Source organism: Sandarakinorhabdus sp., assembly GCF_031422795.1.
In the GTDB taxonomy this organism is placed as follows: Bacteria; Pseudomonadota; Alphaproteobacteria; order Sphingomonadales; family Sphingomonadaceae; genus Sandarakinorhabdus.
In genome coordinates this window covers 1-10,183 of the sequence record NZ_JANPML010000154.1, presented here as the reverse complement: position 1 = coordinate 10,183, position 10,183 = coordinate 1, and the positions used below count along the sequence as shown (strand labels likewise).

Genomic DNA, 10,183 nt, shown 5'->3' with positions numbered 1-10,183 from the left:
GATGATTTCACCGTGCGCGGCGGGGCGGCCGATGCCAGCCTGCACCGCAAGCTGATCGCGGCCGAACAGTTGGCCAGCGAATATCGCCTGCCGCTGATCCGCATGATCGAAGGCACTGGCGGCGGCGGCAGCGTGCGCACGTTGGAAACCGCCGGTTACACCTACATCCCGAAAATCCCCGGCTGGGAACTGATGACAGCCAACCTGTCCAAGGTGCCGGTGGTGGCGTTGGGCCTGGGCCCCGTAGCTGGGCTGGGCGCCGGACGGATGGTCATGGCGCATTATTCGCTGCTGGTGGATGGGGTGGCCCAGATGTTCGTGGCTGGGCCACCGGTGGTCGCGGCTGCCGGTGAGCAGCGCACCAAGGAGGAACTGGGGGGCGCTGCCATCCACGCAGCCAATGGCGCAGTGGATGATCGGGTGGCGAGCGAAGCCGAAGCCTATGCCCGCACACGCTGGTTCCTGTCCTACCTGCCGTCGTCGGTGGAGGAACTGCCGGCCCGCGCGGCCTGCCGCGATCCGGCGAGCCGGTCCGAAGAATGGTTGATCGGCGCCGTGCCGCGCGATCCGCGCCGGCTCTATCCGGTACGACCCATCGTGGAAGCGGTGGTGGACAAAGGCAGCTGGTTCGAAATCGGGCGGGAGTGGGGCACCGGCGTCGTGACCGGCCTGGCCCGGCTTGATGGCTGGCCGGTGGCCATCGTGGCGTCGAACCCGGAAAGCCTGGGCGGATTGTGGACAGCAGCAACCGCCCGCAAGGTCGAACGCATGGTTGATCTGGCGGATACATTCCACCTGCCGATCATCCAGCTGGTTGATAATCCCGGCTTCCTGATTGGCAGGCGGGCCGAGGAAGAAGCCACAATTCGTTGGGGTTCCAGAGCCTTAGCCGCCATATATCAATCATCCGTACCCTGGTGCTGCGTGGTGATGCGCAAGGCCTATGGCATGGCCGGCAGTGGCCACGCCCCGGCAGACCGTTTCCGCTGGCGGATGGCGTGGCCATCGGGCGATTGGGGATCGCTGCCCATCGCTGGCGGGCTGGAGGCGGCCTATCGCGCCGACCTGGAAGCTGCGGAGGACCCGGCAGCGATGCTGGCCGAAATCAAGGCCAGGCTGGAACAAGTGCGATCGCCGTTTCGCACGGCGGAAAAATTCGGCGTGGAGGCGATCATCGATCCGCGCGCCACACGGGCGGAACTGTGCCGGTTTGCGAACATGGCGCAGCGGGGGTTGAAGCCGGGAGGGAAAGGGCGGGGGCTGCGGCCCTGAGGGGGAGCGCGCACATCAATCCTGCGGTGGCGGCGTCATCCCCATCGCCTGCATGCGCTTCATGCCTTCCATCAGTTCGGGCTGCGTCACAAACCCATCCTTGTCCGCATCGATCATGGCAAAGCCCATCTCGCGGCGGCCGGCGGCGAGCCATTCTTCCTTGCTCCACTTGCCATCCTTGTTGGCATCAGCGGCGATCAGCCGTTCGCGCGGGGAGGCGGGCGGCGTGTCTTGCGCGAAAGCGGGGGCAGCGGCCAGCAGTGTGATAGCGAGGAACAAGCGCATCAGAACAGTCTCCAGTTGCAAGTGGGCAGCCTATCAACGGCTGACACCACTGCAATCCCTCGTTGCCGGGCCTTATTCGCGGCGCAGATTGTTCACGCGGTCGCGGGTCACCGGATAATCAATGCCGTCCGGGATGGTGAGCCAGGGTTCGCCGTCGATCACCTCGAAGGCCGGCTGCACATAGGGGGCGGGCAGGGCGCTGATGCGTTCGAACAGATGGGCCAGCGTTTGATATTGCGCCAATCGGTGCATGTTGCACCAGGTGGGGAACACCATCGCCGCCGTGCCGGCCTCGTAATCGGCGATGGCCTGCGCGGCGGTGGTCCAGCGCAGCGCCTTGGCTTCAAAGCCATCGGGCGTGATGGCGGCGCTGGCGGACCGGCCGGCATCTGCGAGGTAGAAGCGTGTATCAAAGCGGCGCACGATGGCGGCGGCGGACGGCGGTTCCCAGCGGGCAAACGGGATGAAGCGCGCGGCATCCACCTGGTGGCCCATGGCGCCCAGCATGGCGGCAAAGCCAACGGCTTCGGCTTCGTCCGGCCCGGCGGCGAGCTGAGAACGCGCATGCGCCAGCGCGGCTTCGTCGGGGTGGGGCCCCTCGGTCAGCAGCACACCGGTTTCCTCCAGCGCTTCGCGGGCACAGGTGATGCGGGCGGCGGCATCGAGATCATCGAGGCCGCCGAAGCCCATGGCCAGCATTTCGTTGCGGGCGATGTGAATGTCGCTGGCATCAACGCGGCCACCTGGAAACACCAGGGCGCCGCCGGCAAAGGCCAGTTGTTCGCCGCGCTGGACGAGCAGAAATTCGGGCACGCCACCCGGCCCTTCGCGGGCGAGGATGACGGTGGCGGCCTGGATGGAAACGGGTTTTGCAGGGTCAGACATCAGTCGATTCTAGCGCATGTCGTGCCCGGCATCCCCTGTGCTATTAATGGGCCGAAGGAGGGTCGGAATGACAGCGGTGGAACTGGTCGGCGTGGCGGGCAGCCTTTCGTTGCTGGCGGGCTGGCGGCTATATGCCGTGGCGCTGGCGGCCGGCCTGTGGGCGCGGTTTGGCGCGGGCATGGGCGTGCCGGCACCAGAAACACTGGCCGTGCTGGGCCATCCGCTGCTGCTTGGCCTTGCCGGCCTGGGCACGCTGGCCGAATTTTTTGCCGACAAACTGGCCTGGCTCGATAGCCTGTGGGACGCGCTGCACACGTTGATCCGGCCGCTGGGCGGCGCGTTGATTGCACTTGCCGTCATCGGCCCGGCCGATCCGGTGTGGCAGATTGCGGCGCTGCTACTGGGCGGCGGTGCAGCGCTGGCCAGCCATGCGGCAAAGGCTGGCGGCCGCGCGCTGATCAACACCAGCCCGGAACCGTTCAGCAACATCATCGTATCGCTGGCCGAAGACGGGCTGACGGCGGCCGCGCTGTGGCTGGTGGCGGCGCATCCCGAATGGGCGGCAGCGCTGGCGGGGATGTTGCTGGTGGCGACCGGCGTGCTGCTGTGGCTGGGCTGGAAACTGCTGGGCCGGCTGTTGCCGCGCCGAAGCGCCGCGCCGCCATCATGACGCCCTGATAACGCTGTGCCACCTCGGCGCTTGGCGGCGGCGCGGGCTTGCGATAGAGGCGTGGGAACTTCTCGGGAGCCCCGTTGCAATGAGCGTTCGTCCCTGGCGTGACATCACCCGCCGCAAGAGCCGGCAAATCATGGTGGGCAAGGTGCCGGTGGGCGGTGATGCCCCCATCGCCGTGCAAACCATGACCAACACCCCCACCGAGGACGCCGGAGCGACGATCGATCAGATCCGCGCCTGCGAAGACGTGGGCGCCGATATCATCCGCGTCAGTTGCCCAACCAAGGAATCCACCGCCGCTTTCCGCCAGATCACCCGCGCCGCCAAGGTGCCGATCGTGGCCGACATCCACTTTCATTACAAACGCGCGTTGGAAGCCGCCGATGCCGGCGCTGCCTGCCTGCGCATCAACCCCGGCAACATCGGCAGCCGCGAACGCATCCGCGAAGTGGTGAACGCTGCCAAGGCCAACGGCTGCGCCATCCGCATCGGCGTGAACGCCGGCAGCCTTGAAAAGCATCTGCTCGAAAAATATGGCGAGCCTTGCCCGGAGGCGCTGGTGGAAAGCGCGCTGGAGCATATGAAATATCTGCAGGACGAAGATTTCCACGAATTCAAGATCAGCGTGAAGGCCAGCGACGTGTTTCTGGCGGTCGCTGCTTATAATGGCTTGGCCGAAGTCTGCGATTATCCGCTGCATCTGGGCATCACCGAAGCCGGCGGGCTGCAGGGTGGCACGGTCAAATCCTCCATCGGCATGGGCATGCTGCTGTGGGCGGGCGTTGGGGATACCATCCGCGTGTCGCTGTCGGCCGATCCGGTGGAGGAAGTGAAGGTTGGCTATCACATCCTCAAATCGCTCGGCATTCGTGCCCGCGGCGTGCGCGTGGTGTCGTGCCCGTCGTGCGCTCGCCAGGGCTTTGACGTGGTGCGCACCGTGGAGGCGCTGGAAACCCGGCTGGCGCACATCACCACGCCGCTGTCGCTGTCGGTGCTGGGCTGCGTCGTCAATGGCCCCGGCGAAGCGCGCGAAACCGATATCGGCCTCACCGGCGGCGGCAATGGCCGGCACGCGGTGTTCCTGTCCGGCATCAGCGATCACGTGATCGACAGCGAAGCCATGCTTGAGCACATCGTGAAACTGGTCGAAGCCAAGGCCGCCGAGATCGACGCCATCAACGCCGCAGCGGCAGCAGCCGCCGCATAATCATGCACGGCGGCCCACCGCGCCCGCGCCGGGTGGAAGAACCCGTGCGCCAGCAAGCCGTCGCCTATGGCTATGGCGTAGCGCTCTGGTGTTTCGGGCTGGGCGCACTGGTCGTGCTGCTCGAAGCGTTCGGGTTGGGCTTTGATGCCGACCGCATCACCTGGATCGCCGGCCTCACCGGCCCGGCGGCGTTGGCTTGGCTGCTGAAACGGCTGTGGCAGCCCGACCGGGTTGATCGCGGCTCGCGCTATTGGCTGTTTGCCATCCCATCCGTCAGCCTCGCCTTTTTCAGCGTGATGTGGATGTTCAAGGCGATGGGGCGAATGCTGTGATCCGTCTTGCCAGCGCCGGGTTGTGGCTGGGCGTGGGCCTGGCCAAGATAGCGGCGCTGGTCTGGTTGATCGACGAACGCTGGCAATTGGCGCTGCTGGCGCTGGTGGCGGCGTGGTCGATGGCCGGCATCGCCCTGTGGTTGCGGGCCCTGCGGTTGCGGGGCTTGCGCCGCGCCTGATCTGCCGCCATTCCGTCAGCATGATCCGTTTTGCCACCCCCGCCGATATTCCCGCCATCCACCAATTGATCGTTGAACTGGCGATCTATGAAAAAGAACCGGACGCGGTGAAGGCAACCCACGCCGATCTTGATCGCGCGCTGTTTGGCGAACGGCCGGTGGCCGAATGCGTGCTGGCCGAGCAGGACGGGCAGCCGGTGGGCCTCGCGCTGTTCTTCACCAATTTTTCGACCTGGACCGGCAAACCCGGCCTGTATCTGGAAGATCTGTTCGTGCAGCCCACGGCGCGCGGCAGTGGCACCGGCAAGGCGTTGCTGGCGCATCTGGCGCAGATCTGTGTGGCGCGCGGCTATAGCCGGTTTGAATGGAGCGTGCTGGATTGGAACACGCCGGCCATCGGTTTTTACACGTCGCTGGGTGCAAAACTGATGGACGGCTGGACCGTGATGCGTCTTGATGGCGACGCGTTGAGCAAGCTGGCGGGGACAGGCGATGGAAACGATCGAGACTGATTATCTGGTGATCGGTGCCGGCGCGATGGGCCTGGCCTTTGTCGACACGCTGCTGACCGAATTGCCCGAAGCCACCATCACCATCGTTGATCGCCATGCCAAACCGGGCGGGCATTGGAACGATGCCTATCCGTTCGTCACCCTGCACCAGCCCTCGGCCTTTTATGGCGTCGCATCGCTGCCGCTGGGGTCAGGGCGTATCGACAGCCACGGGCTGAATGCCGGGTTGTATGAGCTGGCCTCCGGGCCGGAAGTCAGCGCCTATTACGATCAGGTGATGAACCGGGTGCTGCTGCCTACGGCACGCGTACGCTATTTCCCGATGAGCGAATATGCCGACGATGGCCGCATTGTCAGTCTTGTTTCGGGTGTGGAAACCCAGGTGCGGATCGCCCGCAAGACAGTCGATTCAACCTATCTCGGCACCAACGTGCCGGCCACGCACACGCGCAAATTTTCGGTTGCAGATGGGGTGCGCATCGTGCCGCCCAATGATCTGCCGCACCTGTGGCGCAATCCCGCCGCGATGCCCCGGCATTTCACCGTGCTCGGCGCCGGCAAAACCGGGATGGACACGATCATCTGGCTGCTGAATGCCGGTGCCACGCCCGACATGATCAGCTGGGTGGCGCCGCGGGCCTCGTGGTTTTTCAATCGCAAATCCGTGCAGCCGGGCCAGGCCTTTTTTGACGAGGCGATCGGCGGCCAGCTGCGACTGATGCAGGCACAGGGGCAGGCGAGTGATGCCGCCGATCTGTTCGCGCGGCTGGAAGCCTGTGGCTATATGCACCGCATCCACCGCGATGTGCTGCCCGAAATGTTTCACTATGCCATCGCGTCTGAAGCCGAGATCACCGTTTTGCAACGCATCACTGATGTGATCCGGCAGGGCCGGGTGCAGGCGCTGGAAGCAGGCCGGATGGTGATGGAACGGGGCGAGCGCGCCACCGCGCCGGGCACATTGTTTGTCGATTGCACCGCGACCGCTGTTGAGCGCCGGCCGCCGGTGCCGGTGTTTCAGCCCGGCCGCATCGTGCCGCAGATGATCAGGCTGCCGCAGCCGGCATTCAGCGCGGCGATGATCGCGTGGGTGGAGGCTCATGTGGACAGCGAAGCGGCCCAGAATGCGCTGACCACAGCGGTGCCACTGCCCGACGGCATCGCCGATTTTCCGCGCGCGGCGCTGGTCAATATCTTCAATCAAGGGGCCTGGTCACAGCATCCTGCGCTGATGCAGTGGATCAACAATTGCCGGCTGGATGGTTTTGGCGCGGTAGTTCGCGACGTACAGCCCGATGAAGCCGACAAGATCGCCATCCTCATGCAACTGCGGCCGGCCGCGATGGCGGCGATGGCAAATCTGCAGAAGATGATTGGCTGACAGCCCCGGCCTGCACAATGCCGGCCGGGGCAAGGTGCAACTTACCCGCGCGGCGCGCCAGGGTGTTCCTTGGGCTCCAGCGCCAGTTCACCGGCCTTGGCGGCGTTGTAGCGTTCGATGGATTCCATCACCAGCCGCTCGGCGGTGGCCTTGCCTTCAAAGCCCTGGCACTTCACCCATTTGCCGGGCTCCAGATCCTTGTAGTGGGTGAAGAAATGTTCGATCTGATCGAGCACGATCTTGGGCAGATCGGTGTATTCCTGCACGTCGGAATAATAAGGATAGACCTTGTTGACCGAAACGCAGATCAGTTTGACATCACCGCCGGCATCATCTTCCATCATCAGCACGCCCACCGGCCGCACACGGGCGATGGAGCCGGGGATGAACGGCGAGCGGGCCACGATCAGCGCGTCGATGGGGTCGCCATCGTCGGCCAGCGTGTGCGGGACGAACCCATAGTTGCACGGATAGCGCATGGCCGTGTGCAGGATGCGATCCACGAACAGCGCGCCGGACGCCTTGTCGAGCTCATATTTCACCGGCTCACCGCCCAGCGGGCATTCGATCACGACGTTCAGATCGTGCGGCGGGGCAACGCCAATCGGGATGGCATCGATACGCATGGGAATCTCCTGTAGGCCTATGGCGGGCCGGTTACGGGGCTGCGTCAATAAAGTCCACGTGCCAAATGCCGCGGACGATTGGATCTTGGATCGAGAAGGGGGTTGGTGATGGCATTCTGGGCGGCAAACTGGGCCTGGGGTGCGCTGTTCCTCGGCGGACTGTTCGAGGCTGGCTTTACCACGGCGCTGCGCCACATTGATGGCGGCCGCAATATTGGCGCGCTGATCGCCTTTCTGGTGTCGGTCACCGCATCAATGGGCCTGTTGGCGCTGGCCGGACGGCATATCCCGATGGGCACGGCCTATGCGGTATGGGCCGGCATTGGCGCTGCGGCCACCGCCATCATCGGCGTGGCCTGTTATGCCGAACCAATGTCGCTGGTGCGCGGGCTGCTGGTGATCGGCCTGATCGGCTGCATCGTGGGCCTGAAAGCGCTGGGCTGACCGCTTACTTTCTCGCCGCCAGCAGCATCTCCAGCGGCGTCTGCTTTGCCGGGCCGATGCGTTCCAATCGTGGATAGCGCAAGCCGCCGTGCCACGCCCAATCGACGGTTCGCACCCGGTCATCGGTTTTCACCAGCAGCCGGATCGGTGTGCTGCCGCCTTTTGCCGCCGTCACCGCTGCCCGCAGCGCATCATCGCTGTAAGGCAGCTCGTTCACCGCCAGCAGCACATCACCCACCACCAGCCCGGCATCAAAGGCGGCGCTGTTCCACAGCACTTGTTCCACCTTGCCCGCAGTGCCCAGCAGCAGCCCGCCCGAAAAGCTCAGGTTCACCTGGCGCCGGTTGGCATCGGTGAAGGCGGTTGTTGGCTTGTCGAGATAGACCAGCTTCCAGCCGGCCAGTTCAAGGCCCTTCAACGGCGCGCTTGTCGCTTTCTCGGTGAGCCGACGTGTGAGCAACCCGGCCCAATCATAGCGCTGCACGGCATATAGTTCGGCAACGAGACTGTTGAAATCATACGGCTTCACGCCCCAATCGCCTTCGCCGGTGCCAAAAAAACGGCGTGCAAAATCATCAAGGCCGCGGGTGCCGCCGCTTTCCCGCCGGATGATGGCGTCGGCTTCCAGCCAGATCAGCATCCCCTCGTTGTAATAATCCTCGCTGCGCTGGAAGCTCAGCCAGCCCTTGGGCGCGCGCGGCGTGATCAGCGGATCGTTGGTGGTATCATCCAGGCTGCGCCAGCTGCGTGCCGGGCGGTTGTCCAGCGTGGCCGCGATGCCGGCCAGTTGGTCCATTGTGTCCGCCACGCTCACCAACCCGGACCGCGCCTGCAGCACATAGCCCCAGAATTGCGTTTGGCCTTCATACACCCACAGCATCGAATTGCGCATTGGCGTGCGGAAATCCGGCGTGACCAGATCGGCGCCGCGCCGGTGCTTGCCGTTCCAGCTGTGGGTGAATTCATGCGGCAACAGGTTGCGCCGGCCGGGGCCCTTTTCCCAGTCGGTGAAATAACCGGTGTCCACCCCGTTTTCGGAAGAACGGTGATGCTCCAGCCCGATCCCGCCCATCTTCTCGGTCAGCGACAGCAGCAGATCATAATGATCAAACTGGCGGGTGCCGAACAACTTCAGCGCTTGGCTCACCAGCGCCTTGTGCTTTTCAACCTGTTCCGGCGTGGCATTCAGAAACCGCGCTTCATCGGCCACGACATTCAATGTGACATTGCTGCCCAGATCCCATTTGGCGAAATGGCGACCGGCAAAGAACGGGCTGTCCACCAATGTCTCGTAATCGACCGTCTGATAGGTGATGCGGCTGCCATCGCGGCTGGCTTCCCGCAGGGCCGATGCCGCCTGCCAGCCCTGCGGCCAGGTGACGGACAATGACACGGGGATAGCCCGCGTGAACCAGCCCGCTGGATAGAGCGACACACTGTTGGGCTGCAGGTTGAGCATGTCGGAGGTGACGATGATGCGCCCCTGCGGCCCATCGGTGGCGGAAAGGAACTGGAAGCGCACATCAAGCGCGGCGGCGCCGGCTGGCACATCAACCCAGAAGGCATAGACATCGACCGGATCACGCTGCCAGCGCAGCAACTGGCCTTGGGCACGGATTTCAAGACCGGCCAGCTTCTCGATCTCGCCGCGCGCTGCGTGCTTGCCGGGCAGGAATTTGGGGAACAACAGCGCCATGCGCTTGCCCGCCAGTTCGGGCGGCACCGGGATGATTTGCTCCACCTTGAACACGCCGCGCTGGGTATCGGTTGCGTCCACGTGCAGCCGCATGGTGCCGGGGAAGGCCATGTCCCGCGCGGCCGGCACCGCATCGATGATCGGCAGCGGCTGCGGCATGGAGCGTTGGGCAAGCACAGGGGTGGCAACCAGTGCGGCGGCGATAAGCAGGAGTGAGCGCATGGCCCTTGGTTAGCGAAGCACTGCGCCGCAGGGAAGGGGGGCAAATGTTGCACCGCACCGCGCACTCGCTTATGCCCGCGGCCATGAGCAAGGCACCGCAAAAACCTCGGGGTACCCAAGACATGATCGGCGAGGCGGCCGCCCGCTTCGACCATGTGATCGAAACGTTCAACCGCGTGCGCAAGCTGCACGGCTTTGGCCGGGTGGAAGTGCCGGTGTTCGAAAGCACCGCCGTGTTTGCACGCTCCCTAGGCGAGACGACCGATGTCGTGTCCAAGGAAATGTATGAATTCACCGATCGCGGCGGCAATGCCATGTGCCTGCGGCCCGAATTCACCGCCGGCATCGCGCGTGCCTACATCGAAAATGGCTGGCAGCAGCTGGCGCCGTTGAAGCTGGCGGCGTGGGGGCCATTGTTCCGCTACGAACGCCCGCAAAAGGGTCGCTTCCGCCAGTTTCACCAGCT

Annotated in this window: 13 protein-coding genes; 9 read left to right on the top strand and 4 right to left on the bottom strand. The window is 64.6% G+C overall.

Translation table 11 applies throughout. The annotated features are described in order from the left end of the window. Positions 1 to 1,272, top strand: a 1,272-nt coding sequence (locus RMO81_RS05785) for a carboxyl transferase domain-containing protein (RefSeq protein WP_310474822.1), incomplete at its 5' end; no start/stop codon positions are given. Positions 1,273 to 1,287: 15 nt separating this feature from the next. Here RMO81_RS05785 and RMO81_RS05780 read toward each other — a convergent pair. Then, the gene (locus RMO81_RS05780) at positions 1,288 to 1,557 is read right to left on the bottom strand and encodes a hypothetical protein (RefSeq protein WP_310474821.1); all 270 of its coding nucleotides are present in this window, start codon (positions 1,555 to 1,557) and stop codon (positions 1,288 to 1,290) included. Positions 1,558 to 1,629: 72 nt separating this feature from the next. After that, positions 1,630 to 2,442 (bottom strand): NUDIX hydrolase, encoded by an 813-nt coding sequence (locus RMO81_RS05775; protein WP_310474820.1) that lies wholly within the window; start codon positions 2,440 to 2,442, stop codon positions 1,630 to 1,632. Between the two features lie 67 nt (positions 2,443 to 2,509). Here RMO81_RS05775 and RMO81_RS05770 point away from each other — a divergent pair, with 67 nt between their 5' ends. From RMO81_RS05770 to RMO81_RS05745, 6 genes are all read left to right on the top strand, one after another. After that, the gene (locus RMO81_RS05770) at positions 2,510 to 3,112 is read left to right on the top strand and encodes a DUF4126 domain-containing protein (RefSeq protein WP_310474819.1); all 603 of its coding nucleotides are present in this window, start codon (positions 2,510 to 2,512) and stop codon (positions 3,110 to 3,112) included. An 88-nt stretch (positions 3,113 to 3,200) separates the two neighbouring features. Next, the gene (ispG, locus tag RMO81_RS05765) at positions 3,201 to 4,325 is read left to right on the top strand and encodes a flavodoxin-dependent (E)-4-hydroxy-3-methylbut-2-enyl-diphosphate synthase (RefSeq protein ID WP_310474818.1); all 1,125 of its coding nucleotides are present in this window, start codon (positions 3,201 to 3,203) and stop codon (positions 4,323 to 4,325) included. Between the two features lie 2 nt (positions 4,326 to 4,327). Beyond that, positions 4,328 to 4,657 carry a hypothetical protein gene (locus RMO81_RS05760; RefSeq protein ID WP_310474817.1) on the top strand — a complete coding sequence of 110 codons (330 nt, stop codon included), beginning with the start codon at positions 4,328 to 4,330 and terminating at the stop codon, positions 4,655 to 4,657. Beyond that, a complete protein-coding gene (locus tag RMO81_RS05755; protein WP_310474816.1) occupies positions 4,654 to 4,836 on the top strand; it encodes a hypothetical protein in 183 nt (60 codons plus the stop codon). Before RMO81_RS05760 ends, RMO81_RS05755 begins: the two co-directional genes overlap by 4 nt. A gap of 20 nt (positions 4,837 to 4,856) precedes the next feature. Continuing rightward, entirely contained in the window at positions 4,857 to 5,348 is a 492-nt protein-coding gene (locus RMO81_RS05750; RefSeq protein ID WP_310474815.1) for a GNAT family N-acetyltransferase, read from the top strand. After that, positions 5,329 to 6,729 (top strand): hypothetical protein, encoded by a 1,401-nt coding sequence (locus tag RMO81_RS05745; RefSeq protein WP_310474814.1) that lies wholly within the window; start codon positions 5,329 to 5,331, stop codon positions 6,727 to 6,729. Before RMO81_RS05750 ends, RMO81_RS05745 begins: the two co-directional genes overlap by 20 nt. A 41-nt stretch (positions 6,730 to 6,770) precedes the next feature. On the opposite strand, the gene ppa is transcribed toward RMO81_RS05745, so the two are convergent. After that, a complete protein-coding gene (gene ppa, locus RMO81_RS05740; protein ID WP_310474813.1) occupies positions 6,771 to 7,355 on the bottom strand; it encodes an inorganic diphosphatase in 585 nt (194 codons plus the stop codon). Positions 7,356 to 7,463: 108 nt separating this feature from the next. Here ppa and RMO81_RS05735 point away from each other — a divergent pair, with 108 nt between their 5' ends. Next, on the top strand, positions 7,464 to 7,799 hold the full coding sequence (locus RMO81_RS05735) for an SMR family transporter (protein ID WP_310474812.1): 336 nt from the start codon (positions 7,464 to 7,466) through the stop codon (positions 7,797 to 7,799). Positions 7,800 to 7,803: 4 nt separating this feature from the next. On the opposite strand, the gene RMO81_RS05730 is transcribed toward RMO81_RS05735, so the two are convergent. Continuing rightward, complete coding sequence (locus RMO81_RS05730) at positions 7,804 to 9,717, bottom strand: M61 family metallopeptidase (RefSeq protein WP_409049589.1); 1,914 nt, start codon at positions 9,715 to 9,717, stop codon at positions 7,804 to 7,806. A 122-nt stretch (positions 9,718 to 9,839) separates the two neighbouring features. On the opposite strand from RMO81_RS05730, the gene RMO81_RS05725 reads away from it, so the two are divergent. Beyond that, positions 9,840 to 10,183: ATP phosphoribosyltransferase regulatory subunit (locus RMO81_RS05725; RefSeq protein ID WP_409049588.1), on the top strand; the 344-nt coding region annotated here is incomplete at its 3' end.